This window comes from Pseudanabaena biceps PCC 7429 (genome assembly GCF_000332215.1).
Classification (GTDB): Bacteria; Cyanobacteriota; Cyanobacteriia; order Pseudanabaenales; family Pseudanabaenaceae; genus Pseudanabaena; species Pseudanabaena biceps.
Genome location: NZ_ALWB01000156.1, coordinates 1 through 14,902 on the forward strand (window position 1 = coordinate 1; position 14,902 = coordinate 14,902).

14 protein-coding genes are annotated in these 14,902 nt (G+C 44.4%); 5 read left to right on the forward strand and 9 right to left on the reverse strand.

The window, feature by feature from the left end; translation table 11 throughout:
• Nucleotides 1–262 precede the first annotated feature (262 nt).
• A complete protein-coding gene (gene fbp, locus PSE7429_RS15985) occupies nucleotides 263–1,291 on the reverse strand; it encodes a class 1 fructose-bisphosphatase (protein ID WP_009628302.1) in 1,029 nt (342 codons plus the stop codon).
• A 237-nt stretch (nucleotides 1,292–1,528) separates the two neighbouring features.
• On the opposite strand from fbp, the gene PSE7429_RS15990 reads away from it, so the two are divergent.
• Nucleotides 1,529–2,851 (forward strand): protein phosphatase 2C domain-containing protein, encoded by a 1,323-nt coding sequence (locus PSE7429_RS15990; protein WP_083888422.1) that lies wholly within the window; start codon nucleotides 1,529–1,531, stop codon nucleotides 2,849–2,851.
• Nucleotides 2,852–2,969: 118 nt separating this feature from the next.
• Here the strand turns inward: PSE7429_RS15990 and gcvT are convergent, their stop codons facing one another.
• Nucleotides 2,970–4,058: a glycine cleavage system aminomethyltransferase GcvT gene (gcvT, locus tag PSE7429_RS15995; protein ID WP_009628304.1), complete on the reverse strand. Its 1,089-nt coding sequence runs from the start codon at nucleotides 4,056–4,058 to the stop codon at nucleotides 2,970–2,972.
• Nucleotides 4,059–4,142: 84 nt separating this feature from the next.
• Between gcvT and PSE7429_RS16000 the strand changes: the two genes are divergently transcribed.
• Both PSE7429_RS16000 and PSE7429_RS16005 read left to right on the forward strand, forming a co-directional pair.
• The gene (locus PSE7429_RS16000) at nucleotides 4,143–5,837 is read left to right on the forward strand and encodes an ABC1 kinase family protein (protein ID WP_009628305.1); all 1,695 of its coding nucleotides are present in this window, start codon (nucleotides 4,143–4,145) and stop codon (nucleotides 5,835–5,837) included.
• Nucleotides 5,838–6,188: 351 nt separating this feature from the next.
• Nucleotides 6,189–6,974 carry a glycosyltransferase family 2 protein gene (locus tag PSE7429_RS16005; protein ID WP_009628306.1) on the forward strand — a complete coding sequence of 262 codons (786 nt, stop codon included), beginning with the start codon at nucleotides 6,189–6,191 and terminating at the stop codon, nucleotides 6,972–6,974.
• A gap of 32 nt (nucleotides 6,975–7,006) precedes the next feature.
• On the opposite strand, the gene PSE7429_RS16010 is transcribed toward PSE7429_RS16005, so the two are convergent.
• From PSE7429_RS16010 to psb30, 5 genes are all read right to left on the reverse strand, one after another.
• Nucleotides 7,007–7,585, reverse strand: a complete 579-nt coding sequence (locus PSE7429_RS16010; RefSeq protein ID WP_009628307.1) for a slr1601 family putative cell division protein — start codon at nucleotides 7,583–7,585, stop codon at nucleotides 7,007–7,009.
• A gap of 48 nt (nucleotides 7,586–7,633) precedes the next feature.
• The gene (psaM, locus tag PSE7429_RS24540) at nucleotides 7,634–7,732 is read right to left on the reverse strand and encodes a photosystem I reaction center subunit XII (RefSeq protein ID WP_009628308.1); all 99 of its coding nucleotides are present in this window, start codon (nucleotides 7,730–7,732) and stop codon (nucleotides 7,634–7,636) included.
• Between the two features lie 200 nt (nucleotides 7,733–7,932).
• Complete coding sequence (locus PSE7429_RS16015; protein ID WP_009628309.1) at nucleotides 7,933–8,562, reverse strand: alpha/beta hydrolase; 630 nt, start codon at nucleotides 8,560–8,562, stop codon at nucleotides 7,933–7,935.
• A 295-nt stretch (nucleotides 8,563–8,857) separates the two neighbouring features.
• Entirely contained in the window at nucleotides 8,858–9,559 is a 702-nt protein-coding gene (locus PSE7429_RS16020; protein WP_009628310.1) for a transglutaminase-like domain-containing protein, read from the reverse strand.
• Nucleotides 9,560–10,105: 546 nt separating this feature from the next.
• Nucleotides 10,106–10,237 (reverse strand): photosystem II reaction center protein Ycf12/Psb30, encoded by a 132-nt coding sequence (psb30, locus tag PSE7429_RS24545; RefSeq protein ID WP_071590161.1) that lies wholly within the window; start codon nucleotides 10,235–10,237, stop codon nucleotides 10,106–10,108.
• A gap of 225 nt (nucleotides 10,238–10,462) precedes the next feature.
• On the opposite strand from psb30, the gene PSE7429_RS16025 reads away from it, so the two are divergent.
• On the forward strand, nucleotides 10,463–11,356 hold the full coding sequence (locus tag PSE7429_RS16025; RefSeq protein ID WP_009628311.1) for a tetratricopeptide repeat protein: 894 nt from the start codon (nucleotides 10,463–10,465) through the stop codon (nucleotides 11,354–11,356).
• Between the two features lie 130 nt (nucleotides 11,357–11,486).
• Here the strand turns inward: PSE7429_RS16025 and PSE7429_RS16030 are convergent, their stop codons facing one another.
• Together PSE7429_RS16030 and PSE7429_RS16035 are read right to left on the reverse strand one after the other, a co-directional pair.
• Nucleotides 11,487–13,175, reverse strand: coding sequence for an NAD(P)H-quinone oxidoreductase subunit 4 (locus PSE7429_RS16030; RefSeq protein ID WP_009628312.1), 1,689 nt, complete (start codon nucleotides 13,173–13,175; stop codon nucleotides 11,487–11,489).
• A 231-nt stretch (nucleotides 13,176–13,406) separates the two neighbouring features.
• Entirely contained in the window at nucleotides 13,407–14,306 is a 900-nt protein-coding gene (locus tag PSE7429_RS16035) for an RDD family protein (protein ID WP_009628314.1), read from the reverse strand.
• A 179-nt stretch (nucleotides 14,307–14,485) separates the two neighbouring features.
• Here PSE7429_RS16035 and PSE7429_RS16040 point away from each other — a divergent pair, with 179 nt between their 5' ends.
• Nucleotides 14,486–14,818 (forward strand): DUF29 domain-containing protein, encoded by a 333-nt coding sequence (locus PSE7429_RS16040; RefSeq protein WP_009628315.1) that lies wholly within the window; start codon nucleotides 14,486–14,488, stop codon nucleotides 14,816–14,818.
• The last annotated feature ends 84 nt before the right edge of the window (nucleotides 14,819–14,902 follow it).

The window sequence follows — 14,902 nt, forward strand, 5'->3', positions numbered from 1 at the left end:
AAACCCTAAAGATTAGTGGCGGCGCTTAGCGCCGCCACTAATCTTTAGGGTTTTGATTTGTCCCCGCGATCTCTTACGTTTCTATAGCAGTTAAAGCGCGACGTATTTGCACTTTTTTGTTGTCATGAAATGAGCGTTTCAGCATCTAGCCCCTTTGAGCTGCCCAAGGCTACCTTGGCAATATGTCCTCATTCCCCATGATGCGATCGCCCAAAATATGACAATCGAGGACAATCAAGGGTTTAGGCGATCGCTATTGATTTTATGGGTTTAAAAAGGACTCTACTACTTTGACGTTTTCGGAACTGCCGATAAATAAAGGTGTGCGACTGTGCAATTTTTTGGGAATTACATCGAGAATGTCTTGAGTGCCTGTAGTGGCCCGACCACCAGCCTGTTCGATTAGGAATGCCAGCGGCGCAGACTCGTAGAGTAGTCGTAATTTACCATCTTCATGCCCGACCATGCCTGGATAGAGAAATACACCACCTTGAAAGAGAATCCGATGAATATCGGCAACGAGCGCTCCAGAATAACGGGCGGTATTCCCCGCTTGGCGATGAATGTAGCGAACATATTCACGCATTGGCTCTTCCCATTGCCAGAAGTTCCCTTCATTGACACTATAAATAGAACCATTGGCAGGGATATGGATATTCTCTTGAAAAAGAATGAATTCACCAATACTAGGATCGAGAGTAAAGGCGTGAACCCCCTTCCCAAGGGAATATACAAGCATTGTGCTCGTTCCGTAGAGAATATATCCCGCTCCAATCTGCTTGCGTCCTGACTGTAGTAAATCTAGAGCCTCTCCCGCTTCATCATTTCCCTCTTGTTGTCGAATAGAGAAAATGGAGCCGATCGCTAAATTAACATCGATATTGCTAGAGCCATCGATAGGATCGTAGAGCAAAGTATATCGACCGATGGGACAATTTTCAGGAATATAGTAGGGCTCTTCCATTTCCTCAGAAGCAAGGCGACAGACTAAACCACTTTGTTCAAAAGCGCGTAAAAAAACTCGATTGGCATAGCGATCCATATTTTTGACCGCTTCGCCCTGCACGTTGATCTCACCTGTGACCCCGAGGACATTCTCGGCTAAACCAGCACGGCTCAGGTGGCGAGCAATGGTTTTCCCTGCTAAACCAATCCGTCCCATCAATGCACTCAGATCGTATGCCTCAGCCGAAAATGTTCCAAACTGCGAAAGAACATGCTGAGAAAGCGTCATAAAGTCTCGCCCAAGAACAATTTCTTCAGCGGGATTGAGTCTGGTAGAATCAGTCATCGGTTTGAATACCTTAATTCTTCTCTCCCATTATGAACTATGGTGTTTTGCAAATGATGGTGCATTCATTTTATTTACGGAGAAGGGGGTAACATAGATAATTATGTAGAATTTATAGCAGTTTTTATTTTGCCGTAGGCAAAGTAAAAACTTAGAACCCATACTGAGATTGATTTTTTGTTTTCAAGTGAGTATGCACTCATTTAAAACCTCTATATTATCCACAGAACAGGAATAATGATGATTATCTGTCCTAGTTGTAAGGTCGAAAACCCCGATAGCTACCAATTTTGTCAATCTTGTGGTACTAAGGTCTCGGCTAAAATTGCGCCAGATATTGCTTTAAATATCCTTGGAGATGAGGCAATTAAGCCTTCTTCTAACCCCACCAAGCCTCTAAATTTAGAAAGCATGTTAGGGGATATAAAAATCCAAGTAAAAAATTTGACTTCTTCTCAAACCATAGGGCAAATTACGGGGCAAATTACGGGGCAAATCGCGAACGAAGCCGTCGCAGGGACAGATGAGTCATCCCTATGTTTAGAGCCTGATTTAGCTTTAAAGGTGGAGGATCCCAGAGATATTAGTGCGGATTTATCGACTATTATCAGTTCGGCAAGGACAGCCCCTGTCATCGATGCATCGGGGCAAGCCTCGCCAATCTGCTTGCAAGATATTATTTATGGTGGCAAGACCGATGCGGGGATGCAACGCGATCGCAATGAAGATGACTTTGTCACGATTTTCCAATCCCGTAGCGCCCATGGTAAAAGTCAAGCCAGTGATCGCAGCCAGCATGGGCTATTTGTCTTGTGTGACGGAATGGGTGGGCATGATGGCGGTGAGGAGGCAAGTGCGATCGTGATTAATTCGATCTCCGAACAGTTTCAACCTTTTTGGATGGATACCTTACCTGGAGAAAATAAGCTGAAGGAGATCATTCGTAATGCTAATCAAGCAATTTTTGTTAAGAATGAAGAGGAACTAAGACTTTCCCTTGGCAGAATGGGAACTACGTTGGTTATGCTTGCCATTCACGATCTAGAAGTGGTGATTGCCCATGTTGGTGATAGCCGCATTTATAAAGTGACCGATAGCCCAAAAGCATTAAATGTAGAATTTGATGGCTCGGAGAAACTCCTAGAATTAGATGCGCTTGGGGATGTTGTTTCCGACTCTGCCCAACTCCAACAGCTAACCCGCGACCATGAAGTTCTCAATCAATTACTCGATCTGGGGATGGATCTGGAGGAGGCGCTAGCTCGTCCTGATGTTCATCAATTGACGCAAGCCCTAGGTCCAAATCCCAGCGATGACCTAGAACCATCAATTCAGTTTCTCTCTTTAACAGAATCAACCCTATTTCTCTTATGTTCCGATGGTTTGTGCGATCACGATGTGATCGAGGAGAATTGGCGATCGCATTTATTGCCAATTCTCCATGAAGAAATCGATCTGAAAACAGGTTTAGATAATCTGATGGAGTTAGGAAATAATGTCAATGGACATGATAATCTGACGGCAATTCTGATCCTATGCAAGCTACTCCCTTCCCAGTGAAGAATTAGTGTCGCGGCGCGAAGCGCCTTAACACTAATTCTTGGTTTTTGATGTCTATTTTTTTAGTGGGAAGGGAGTAGAAAAGAAACAAGAGATCTGAGCTATTTGGATTCAAGCCCTAGAGAAAATTGCGCTTAGTTACTTTGGCGGGAAACTCTTTGTCGCGAATTTGGACTTGGAGAATTTGACCGTTTTTTGCGAGATGGGATGGGACATAGCCAAAAGCGATCGCTTTACCTAGGGTTGGCGACATCGTGCCACTGGTGACAATGCCAACGGTTTCGCCTTCGTAACGAATTGGATAATCATGACGGGCAATATTGCGACCTTCCAATTCTAAACCAACTAACTTGCGAGGTACTCCATTCAGTTTCTGATCTTCTAAAACGGCTCTGCCAATAAAATCCCCCTTTTCCTTGAGATGGACGATCCACATTAGATCAGCCTCAAGGGGAGTGATTGTATCGTTCATATCTTGCCCGTAAAGATGCATTCCCGCTTCTAGGCGCAAGGTGTCGCGGCAACCTAAACCACAGGGAGCAACGCCGAGATCGAGCAGTTTTTGCCAAAGCGCCTTACCTGTTTCGATATCGGTCATGATTTCGCAACCATCTTCGCCCGTATAGCCCGTCCGCGCTACAAAACTGGGAACGCCGAGGACTTCAGTGCGGGTATGTCCAAAGCGCAGCCTCGGTAACTTCATCAAATCTGAAGCGATCAGATCCTGTAAAGTCGCGATCGCAGTTTTGCCCTGTACGGCAATCAGCGTTTGGGAAGCAGAATTATCGACTAAGCGATCGCCTAAATGCTCTTGTAACCATGCCTTATCTTTTTCGGTGGTAGAAGCATTGACAATCACAGACCAATTTTCGCGATCGCCATCGGGTTCATGGCGATAAAAAATCACATCATCAATGATTCCCGCCTGCTCATTGAGCAAAACCGTATATAGAGCCTGCCCCACCTTTACCCTTCCTAAATTGGATGGTACGAGGTTATTCAAGGTATCGAGAACTCCTTTACCTGAGATCGTCAATTTGCCCATGTGGGACACATCGAACATCCCCACCTGCGATCGAACAGCCCTATGCTCTGCGACAATTCCCTTATATTGGACGGGCATCTCCCAACCACCAAATTCCACCAATCTTGCACCAGCGGCAACATGGAGATCGTAAAGAGGGGTTCGCTTGAGAGAATTAGTCATGGGTGTTTAAAAAATTATTACAAGTATATTATGTAGTTTTGTATACTGATAGATTAGTCGGATATAAAAACGGTAATTATCAGCGTGAGTCAGCATCCTCTCGAACAGCTAAATTGCTACGATGCCAAAGCCAATGCCACCTATTACGGTCGTCGTCCTTGGTTAGCACTTGGTCGGATTTTTAAAATCATTTATTTTGCCATCAGTTTTGGGCTCGCTTTTGGCTGGGATGTCTTGACTGGTAATACTGTGAGTCAACCGAGACTCGCCGAGCAGTTACGACGCATTATTACTGCTCTCGGTCCCACCTATATCAAAGTTGGTCAGGCTTTATCGACCCGTCCCGATCTGGTGCGTGTTGATTTCCTTGAAGAACTTACCAAACTGCAAGATCAGTTGCCACCCTTTTCTAACGAGCGAGCCTTCGCGATCGTGGAATATGAGTTAGGCAAGCCAGTACATAAGGTGTACCGCACTATTTCCGAAGACCCCGTGGCAGCGGCAAGTTTAGGGCAGGTTTATAAGGCGACTTTGTACTCTGGCGAAGAAGTTGCCGTAAAGGTACAGCGCCCCGAGCTAATTCCCATGCTGACCCTCGATCTTTACATAATGCGGGGCATTGCTTCTTGGTTAGGGCCTTTGCTACCCCTTAATCTGGGTAATAGCCTAGAAGCGATCGTGGATGAGTTCGGTTTGAAGCTATTTGAAGAAATTGACTATGCCCACGAAGCAACTAATGCCGAACGCTTTGCAGGTTATTTTAAAAACGATCCCGATGTGAAAGTCCCTGCCATCTATCGTCAGTACAGCACCCATAAAGTTTTGACCTTGGAATGGATCGATGGCATCAAGCTCAATGAAATCGAACAGATTAAATCAGCAGGACTAGATACTGATAATCTCGTTCGCATAGGTGTGATGTCGGGGTTGCGTCAACTTCTAGAATTTGGATTTTTTCATGCCGATCCGCATCCCGGAAATCTCTTTGCTACCTACGATGGTAAGATGGCCTATATCGACTTTGGCATGATGGATCAGTTGGATCTAGAAACGAAGGAACAGTTAGTCGATTCCGTCGTACATTTGCTCAATAAGGACTATGACGAGCTAGGGCAAGATTACGTCCGACTTGGTTTCTTGCAGCCTGACATTGAAATGAAGCCAATTGTCAATGCTCTTGAATCCGTACTCGGCGATATTATGTCGGAAAAGGTAAAGGACTTTAACTTTAAGGTCGTTACCGATCGCTTCTCCAAGGTAATGTACGATTATCCCTTCTGCTTGCCTGCCAAGTTTGCGCTAATCATTCGCTCGGTGATCACGCAGGAAGGTGTCGCCCTCAGCCTCAATCCTGAATTTCGGATCGTGCAGGTTGCCTATCCCTACGTCGCAAGGCGCTTGCTCACCGATGAGTCCGATAGCCTACGGCAACGTCTGCTAGAAATTCTCTTTAAAGATGATAAGTTTCAATGGTCGAGGTTAGAGAACTTACTCGCGATCGCCAAATCCGACGGTGAGTTTGATATCATTCCCACCGCAAGCATGGGCTTTAAGTTCTTAACTTCTAAGGATGGAGAATATATCCGTCGCCGCATTTTGCTTGCGCTCACTGAAGATAATCGCTTGCATACGGAAGAGTTGATGCGCATCTGGCGGATGATCGGCGCAGATCTCGAACCTGCGAAACTATGGGATATGGCAGTTAAAACTGTAACGGGGGCAATGCCTAAGGCGATCGCTGCCGTGCTACCCTTTGCCGCTTTCCAAAACCTGAACTGATCTCAGGTTTTGTTGGAGATATGCTAAGGGACTTGCGAGAAAATAAGATACCAATCCAGATTTACCAGAATCGGTGGCGCGGCGGAGCCGCGCCACCGATTCTGGTTTTATATTTGGTACTTCATTAAATCGCAAGTCCCTAAGTAACCATTTCGTTGCTATATAAATGGGTTTCGCTTGTGAGCTAAATCATTTAGGATTGCTATAGTCAAAAGCTTGGATAAGTAAGTGGGCTTAATTAAATATAAAACCCTAAAACCTGCGGCGCACGCGCAGGTTTTAGATCTGGATTTTAATTATGCTGAGGTACTTAATAGTTTAAGCAATAGCTGAAACAAGAGCCGAAAGCAAATGCTCCAGTCAATTACGCCGCTAATTCTGACCTATAATGAGGAACCCAATCTCGAACGGACTTTAGAGAAGTTGTATTGGGCAAAAAGAATAGTTGTAATTGATAGCTTCAGTAGCGATCGCACCTTAGAAATTTTAAATCAATATCCCCAAGTAGAAATCTATCAAAGGAGTTTTGATACCCATACAATTCAATGGAATTATGGATTAGAACAAATTGATTCTGAATGGGTAATCTCTCTGGATGCGGATTATGTTTTGTCGGAAGCAATAATCCAAGAAATACGATCGCTGTTTGCTTCTCCCCATACGGAACTACTTGATGGCTATTTTGCTCCCTTTCGATACTGTGTATTTGGGAAACCATTGAAGGGGACATTACTGCCACCGCGCCAAGTTCTCTTTCGCAAACATAAAGCTGTTTACATTGACGATGGACATACCCAGTTGTTAAGGATAGATGGTGAGTCTGGAAGTCTCAAATCCTATATTAATCATGACGATCGCAAGTCCCTCAGCCGTTGGCTATGGGCGCAAGATCGGTACATGCAGATCGAGTCTCAAAAATTATTTAGCACGCCCCCATCTCAGCTCAGCCTTGCCGATCGCCTTCGCCAACAAAAAGCGATCGCACCCATCATAATTTTGCCTTACTGCCTCATCCTCAAAGGCGGGATCTGGGATGGATGGGAGGGCTGGTATTATGCTTGGCAGAGAATGCTCGCGGAAATTTTATTGGCGATTCGATTGATCGAACTAGAGCGAGACGAAAATCTGAAAAAGTAAGCGGCGGATCACACTGCCGAGCCCTAGATAGTCTATGGTCTTTGCTGATTGGGCTTTTGAGCCGTGGTCGTAGTGGGCATCATGCCATCCGTATTAGGAGTTGCGACTTCAGAGGGATCGAGTAGCTTGATGGTCATTTGATTGTTTTTGATCCAGCCTTGTTTTCTCAGCAGCATTTCTTGAGACTTGCCCGAATTTAAGGTCTGGGGTAATTTATCGCGCATTCCATTGACCCTTTGCTCGACGGAGTTGACCTCTGTAGTGATTTCGTCGAGACGATCTTTTTGGGATGACTGGTAGGGAAGCAACTTGGTGATCGCGGCGATCGCCGCCAAGGATAAGGCCACGTTGACGGCAATGACGATGATGGACTCAGTTGCCTTGGCGCGGCAAAATTGCTCTTTTTTGCGCTGGACGTTCTGAGCAACTGCTTCACTGTAGCTATTTGCCCCATTCTGTACCGATGGTGAGCTAGCACCAGAGGTTGCCGAATGGTTGCTACGCGAATGTATACTCACCACATCATTTCGTCCGTACTGACCCTGCGATCGCGGGGTTTGTTTTGGTACTTGTGGAGAAAAATGTGGAGATAAGTCTCGTTTGGCAACCATTCGCAACCTCTAGGCTGTAAAAAAGATAGATGAGGACTAGGAATTAGACTAGGAGTTGGAAAGAGCAGAACCTAATAAAGCTGCTAATACTGCGGGGAACAGTGCAACAACTAATGCTGTGAAAACTTGAGCATCTGAAAGATTCATACAATATCTCCTTTTATATATAGATTCTTAATTTCGATCTTTACAATACACTGTCATATCAAAAATTGACTAGCTGTTAAAACAAATAAAAACAATTACAAACAAAAATTACAAACAAAAATTACCAACAAAAAGGGACTAAAAAATTGTAAAAGTCGATCTAAGCCGATCTAAAGGGACAATTGGGATTTTTTTTGGTTTTACTTGGCTTGATGTTCCAAGATAAATGCTTGAATGCGATCGCAGGTTTCAGGACGGATTTCGTGGGACATCTCGTATTCCTCATAGGCTACAGTTATGCCCAAGCGATCGAACATCTCTCTGGTATTACGGGCGATCCCGATCGGAACTACTGGGTCTTGTGTACCATGGGCAATTAAGATCGGTGGTAATGATTCATGGGCGATTTCCTGTAACTGTTCCTCTGTGATATGCAGATAACCACTTAGAGCAATCAATCCTGCGAGGGGAAATACTAAACCCACATCTAGGGTCATTGCGCCACCTTGGGAGAAACCTAACAAGAAAGTTTTCTCTAAGGGAATACCAGTCATGGCAGGGAGATCTTCGAGAAACTGACTGAGCAGTTCGCAACTATGGGCTAGTCCTTCTGTATCGAGACTTTGTAAGTCATACCACATCTTGCCATTGGGCATCGGATGATTAAAGGGGGCTTCAGGACAGATCCATTGATAGTTGCGGAGTCCCACAAGAGGCGCAAGGGAGATCAGATCGTCACAGTTTGCACCCCAACCATGTAGGGCGACGATCGCCCCAAGTGCATTAGGATTGGGCAATTGAGCGGGCAGCGATCGGTAGTTTAGTGTCATGAGCAAAATTATATCTAAGTAAGTGGGCTTAATTAAATGTAAAACCCTAAAACCTGCGGCGCACGCTGCGCGTGCGCCGCAGGTTTTAGATCTGGATTTTAATTAACGTGAGTTCGGGATAATTGGAAACGGGCTTTGAGAAAGGGTTTGCTACGCAAACCCTTTCTCAAAGTCCAAAAGTAAAAGCCTTGCTATGCAAGGCTTTTACTTTTGGGATTTTAAAATTTAGCAGCTTAACCCGAACTGACGTTAATTATGTTGAGGTGCTTATAAATCTATAAATCCATTCATAGAGTTACCGACATAAGCCATAATCTTGCGCTGAAGCTAGCGAGATATCTGGAAGGTGGCGCAACATATCGTCCCACTTGGTCTGTGTTTGCAGAGCTTTTACCACTATCTCCATTGGTTCGGCAAAAATGGCAGGAAAATCGGCTTCCTCAGGCAACTGAATCCTATAGGCTAATTGCTCTTGTGGTGGTTTGAACTGTGCGTTGACTCCTGCTTTGTTTCCTCTTGGGTCAACTCGATACCAACCAATCTCAGGTAAGTAAATGGCATTAAAGCCATGCAAACTGTAGGGAGCGCCGCGATCGTCAATGCTCAATCGTTGATAGCAAAAACCTACGGGAATTTGGTTGGCGCGGAGCAAGGCAGCCAAGAGATGACTTTTGGCAAAGCAATAGCCTGTTTTGTAATGGAGAACTTCTGATGCTCGCCAAGTGACGGGATTCCTTTGATAGTCATAGCTATGGGCGATCTCATCGCGCACCCATTCAAAGCAGGCTTTGGCGATCGCTTCTTGAGTCTTGAGTCTTGAGGCAATTTGATGGGCGCATTTTATGATGTCAGAATGTTGCCAATCGATCGCTTCGCTAACTTGTAAATATTCTTGTAAATATTCTTGTAAATATTCTTGTAAATATTCTTGTAAATATTCTTGTAAATATTCTTGTAAATATTCTTGTAAATACTCTTGCATATCCCAATCTTGCATATCCCAATCTTGTGTGAGTAGCTGGGCATAATTAAAAACAGAACTCAAGTCTATAGCGCACGCGCAGCGTGCGCTATAGACTTGAGGATTTTATATTTAATTGTGCCCAGTTACTTACCTTACTTTTCCCGTTATCTTTTTATTCCAGCGTAACCGTCAATATTCCTACCGCCACAAGCCTTATTCTAGCGTTGCGTATTGTCATTAAGTGAAACTTATTGCAAATAGGGTGGATTCTGAAACCCTTGCACAGAGAGGGTTTCAGAGATAACGGGAAAAGTAAGCCAGTTATCTAGCTTCGCTTGCGCTCAGCTACGTTGGCTGAGCGCAAGCGAAGCCACAGGTACTTTAATTAACGTGAGTGGCAACAAAATATATAGCCATAGTCCCTTGACTTAGGACAAATCAAACCCCAAGAATTGACTGGCGACGCTTTGCGCCGCCAGTCAATTCTTGGGGTTTATATCCTAGTACAGCGACAGCTATAAAACCAAAAGAGACAGCACTATGCGCTGTCTCTTTTGGTTTTACAAGCAGTGGTAGAAATTACAAGTCGCCACTATTGGCAGATAGCAAAAAGATAATGACGGGACCAGAGATAACAATTAGAGCTAAGCAGGTCAATTGAAAAATTAGCTGAAAATTAATGCTGGAGAATAGGGAAGTTACGAAGTCCATAGCAGTTTTCTTAAATATGATTAATAAATCAAACAAAATTCTAGAGATATTCTAGCAAGCATCGCTACTCAAAAAATCTTTAAAACCTAGAAAATTAGATAGGACGACCTCACTCCCCTCCTTCATTTTCTGGATTTTTGGCAAACCAAAAATCGGTTTTAATAAAGAAGCGCTATCATTTGAAATACAATCACACTACATTCATAATTGGTAAGAGTTATACCTGTGCGCTATCGAATTTGGTTGCTGGCAATACTTGCATCTGTTAGCGTTGGAGCCTCTCCTCTCCGCGCCCAAGCTCTTCTGCCCCACACGACAAGAATCAATTTTGGCAATTTAGAAGAGCAAGCGCTCAACTTGGCAAGAGAAGCTGCCCAACTTGCTCAATTTGAGCAGTATGATTTGGCTTTACCTCGTGCCCGCTTAGCCGCGCAATTAGCTCCAAAAGCTTTTCAAACCCAAGGCATTCTCGGCAGTATCTATCTGCGTAAGGAGCAATATGCTGAGGCGATCGCTGCTCTGAGTATGGCAAACGATCTCAAAAAAGACGAACCCACAATTCTATTTAGTCTGGGGGCAGCCTACCTTCGCAATAAGAACTATCCCGAAGCTATTAGCAACCTAAAAAAAGGACTATCCCTAGAACCCAAAGCAGCCACGGCGATGTTCGATCTAGGCAACGCTTACTTCTTAACTAAGCGTTATGATGAAGCGGTATCAATCTATAACGATGTATTAAATCTCGATACCAAGTTTTGGGCCGCAACTAATAACATCGGCTTAGTCGAGTACGAAAGGGGCAATGTCGATCAGGCGATCGCCAAATGGCAAAACTCCCTCAAGCAAGCGGAAAAAGTTGAGTTTCTGGCTGCCGAACCAACCCTTGCTCTAGCTACGGCTTTTTATCGTAAGGGTGATCGCGATAAGGCTCTACAATTGGCAGTCGAAGCGATGAAAATCGACCCTCGCTATGGGAAAGTCTCCTATCTCGTCGAAAATCTTTGGGGCGATCGTCTAGTTGCTGATGTACAGTTAGTCCTATCCCAGCCACAAGTTAAACAAATTTTAGATGAGAGCGATCTTTCTACTCGTCAAGTCCCTAAAATTCGTCGCAGATAAATAAAAACAAAAACACGCAGAGCGTGTTTTTGTTTTTATTTAAGTGGCTATTATAAAACCCAAGAAGAGAAGGTTGGCGCAAGCGCCAACCTTCTCTTCTTGGGTTTTGATTTTATCCTAACGCGAGTAGTTATAGCTTTTTGCTAGCTAACGCTAAGGTAGGGAAATCATTCCTTTCAGCAAAAACTTGAGCATTCTTTTCAAGGGCAAATTGCTCGTGAGCCATACGCATTTGGGAATTGATAGCAACGGTAGTTGCATCGTAGAAATTGGTTGCGAGCTTAGGATAAGCACCGATCGCAATAATTGGCACTAGGAAGCAAACGGCGATAAATACCTCGCGAGGTCTCGCATCGCTAAAGTCGGCTTCGCTAGGCAAAACACAACTCGTACCAAAACAAACTACATCTTGATGTCCCTGCGCTCTGAGACTGATATCGGAAATATCACAGCTAGGATTGATGTCACAGGTGGGATTAGCATCGGAAGCGTAGAAAATCTGCCGCAACATCGAAAGTAAATAGATCGGGGTGAGAATTACACCCACAGCAGCCAAAAATACGGTTACTGTGCGGAAAGTCGAGCTGTAAGCATCACTAGAAGTCATGCCGACAAAAATCGATATTTCACTCGCAAATCCACTCATACCAGGCAGGGCAAGAGATGCTAATGCGCCAACGGTAAACAAAGCAAATACCTTAGGCATCACCTTACCGATATAGCCCATCTCCGTCATTAACATCGTATGGGTGCGATCGTAGGTTACGCCAGCAAGGAAGAACAAGACTGAGGCAATTAACCCGTGGGAGAGCATCTGCAACATCGCGCCACTAATCCCTAAGTCAGTGAATGAGGCAATGCCGATCAAGACAAAACCCATATGGGAAACTGAAGAAAAAGCAAGTCGGCGCTTCATATTAGTTTGAGCAAAGGAATTCACCGCACCGTAAACGATATTAATTACCCCCAACATTGCCAAAACAGGCGCAAAATAAACATGGGCATGGTCAAGCAATCCCATGTTTAGGCGAATTAAACCATAGCCCCCCATTTTTAATAAGACACCTGCCAAAATCATCGATACAGGTGACGAGGCTTCGCCATGTGCGTCGGGCAACCAAGTATGTAGAGGAAAAATAGCAAGCTTCACACCAAAGGCTATTAACAAACCAGCATAGAGGGGAAGCTCTAGGGCAAGAGGGAAATCCTTCAGGGCTAGTTCGGTCATATCAAAGGTTAGGTTATTGCCATAGAGCGCCATCGCCAAACCTGCGACCAGAATAAAAATAGATGCGGCAGCGGTATAAAGCAAAAATTTAGTAGCAGCATACTGACGTTTTTGACCTCCCCAGATCGAGACGAGCAGATAGACTGGAATCAGCTCTACTTCCCACATGATGAAGAAGAGGAGTAAATCTTGGGCAACGAATACGCCGATCTGTGCGGAGTAAAGCACCAACATGAGGAAGTAAAACAGGCGAGGCTTAATATTAACTTGCCATGCAGCGAAAATAGAAAGTGTGGTAACGAGTCCAGCAAGTAAAACTAGAGGTGCAGATATACCATCGACTGAAACTGCCCAACTAAGTCCTAGTTGGGGTATCCAAGTGTACTTTTCCGCGAGTTGAAATGTCGCGTTGCTCGGATCGTAGTTTTTCCAGAAGGCATAGCACATTAAAGTGAAATCGGCGATGCCTACACCTAATGCATACCAACGTACAGTTTTACCTTCTTTATCGGGGAGTACGGGTATGAGTAGGGAAGCTACGAGCGGCAGCAGGACAATCGCGGTAAGCCAAGGAAATTGGTCTAATGTCATGTCAATGAGAATAAATACTTACCAAGGAGAATGTTAAGCATTGTACTAAACTTTACAAAGTTTTAAGCATGATTCTTTTCGATGCCTATCATCACAATAACTAAAAACAACTAAAATATGTCCCCACAACGTTCATCTAAAGATGATTGGCGGCGCGAAGCGCCGCCAATCATCTTTAGAGTTTTATGTCCTAAGCAAACCTTACGAGGATGAGCGATCTCTAAAGGCTAACTATCTCCGTCTGGGACGACGCGCCGATCGCTTAATTGGTGGTTCATCCTCGTAGGGCTTTTCATAGGTATTTCCGTAGGACTTTGAGCGATCGCCAAAACCATCAAGGGAATCATCCTTATCCCAATCGTCAAAACCATCCACATCCCCTTTGTAGGCATTTCTGGGTGGATCTAAAGGCTCAGCATAGGGATCGGTGTAAGGGGCTTGATAAGAATCCTGATAAGAGCGATCGAAATTACTATCTCGATCAAAATTAAAATCTTGAGGTGGACGCGATTTTGTCCGTGGGCGGCGCTTAGGTTTGGGACGAGGGGCGCTATATTCGTCTTCATAGGCAGAGCGATCTTGACGACTTTGATAGAGTTGCGTTGCTTGCTGCCCTGCTTTGTTGAAGAGCTTGCCTAATTTTTCATCGATCGCAAAGCCTTTGCGGGTTTGAATGGAAATCGTACCACTAATGCGATCGTGGAAAGCTTGGCGCTTCTCGTTATCGACAATCGCAAAGGCAGCATCGGCAACAAAGGGAATCCACGCAAAGACAATGAGGGTCGAGGTAATCGTCTTGATCAGAAAAATGGCACAGATAAAAACAAATATCTCCCGCTTCATAAATGCCCCGAGTCCAGCCGTTTTACCAAATTCCGCATCAATCACGCGAATGCTGATCAGCCACCTCCCAAAGCTTTGCCCCTGCGCCCGTGCGGCAATAAATACGCGAAAGACAAACCATGTCGAGATAAATATAAATAGATGTAGAGGATTAGCTGAGTCAATCGATAGGATCGATACGGTTAATTCGGAAATAAACCAACAACTTAAAAAGTCTACGATGAGCGCTCCGAGGCGTTGATTTACCGTAGCAAGGGGATAGCGGCTGTAGGCTGGCTCGAAGTCCATTGTGATTGCTTGTGTGATTGCTTGATTCGTGATGAAGACACAGAGTTATATTCTATGCCTTTATAATTGCACTTACAGCGCAAAGCGCTGAAGCAAAATCCAAAGAAATTTTTGAAAGCGCCGCTTTGCAGCACTTTCAAAAATTTCTTTGGACTTTATAGCAAAGGAGCCATATCAAAATGACACAGGCGATAACTCGTAAATCTCTCAATGCCTCTCTATATGAGACAGACTTTTTGCTATGGACTGAAGAAACTGTAGCCAAGCTAAGAGCTAGGGATTTTGACCATGTGGACTTAGAAAATTTGATAGAGGAGATCGAATCCTTGGGGCGTTCTGAAAAAAAGGAGGTTAGAAATCGGCTTAAAACTTTGCTAGAACATCTAATTAAGCGGATCTATGTTGATATGCCTCAAGAGTTCAATGCATGGGAATGCATTATTAGAGAGCAACGTGCTGATCTTGAGTTAGCGCTGATCGATTCTCCTAGTTTAAAAACTATATGGAATTAGAAGTTACGCATTGACAAAAGGGAGAAAATAGGCATTGAGTTAGCCAGCAATAGCCATAGCAAAAATGAGGGAAATCAGCAAACC

Excerpts from the sequence above, each read along its gene's own strand:
- PSE7429_RS16010 (WP_009628307.1), bottom strand. The coding sequence starts at position 7,585 with ATGGTTGCCAAACGAGACTTATCTCCACATTTTTCTCCACAAGTACCA.
- psb30 (WP_071590161.1), bottom strand. The coding sequence starts at position 10,237 with ATGGACTTCGTAACTTCCCTATTCTCCAGCATTAATTTTCAGCTAATT.
- fbp (WP_009628302.1), bottom strand. The coding sequence starts at position 1,291 with ATGACTGATTCTACCAGACTCAATCCCGCTGAAGAAATTGTTCTTGGG.
- PSE7429_RS15990 (WP_083888422.1), top strand. The coding sequence starts at position 1,529 with ATGATGATTATCTGTCCTAGTTGTAAGGTCGAAAACCCCGATAGCTAC.
- gcvT (WP_009628304.1), bottom strand. The coding sequence starts at position 4,058 with ATGACTAATTCTCTCAAGCGAACCCCTCTTTACGATCTCCATGTTGCC.
- PSE7429_RS16020 (WP_009628310.1), bottom strand. The coding sequence starts at position 9,559 with ATGCAAGATTGGGATATGCAAGAGTATTTACAAGAATATTTACAAGAA.
- PSE7429_RS16015 (WP_009628309.1), bottom strand. The coding sequence starts at position 8,562 with ATGACACTAAACTACCGATCGCTGCCCGCTCAATTGCCCAATCCTAAT.
- PSE7429_RS16030 (WP_009628312.1), bottom strand. The coding sequence starts at position 13,175 with ATGACATTAGACCAATTTCCTTGGCTTACCGCGATTGTCCTGCTGCCG.
- PSE7429_RS16035 (WP_009628314.1), bottom strand. The coding sequence starts at position 14,306 with ATGGACTTCGAGCCAGCCTACAGCCGCTATCCCCTTGCTACGGTAAAT.
- PSE7429_RS16005 (WP_009628306.1), top strand. The coding sequence starts at position 6,189 with ATGCTCCAGTCAATTACGCCGCTAATTCTGACCTATAATGAGGAACCC.
- PSE7429_RS16040 (WP_009628315.1), top strand. The coding sequence starts at position 14,486 with ATGACACAGGCGATAACTCGTAAATCTCTCAATGCCTCTCTATATGAG.
- psaM (WP_009628308.1), bottom strand. The coding sequence starts at position 7,732 with ATGAATCTTTCAGATGCTCAAGTTTTCACAGCATTAGTTGTTGCACTG.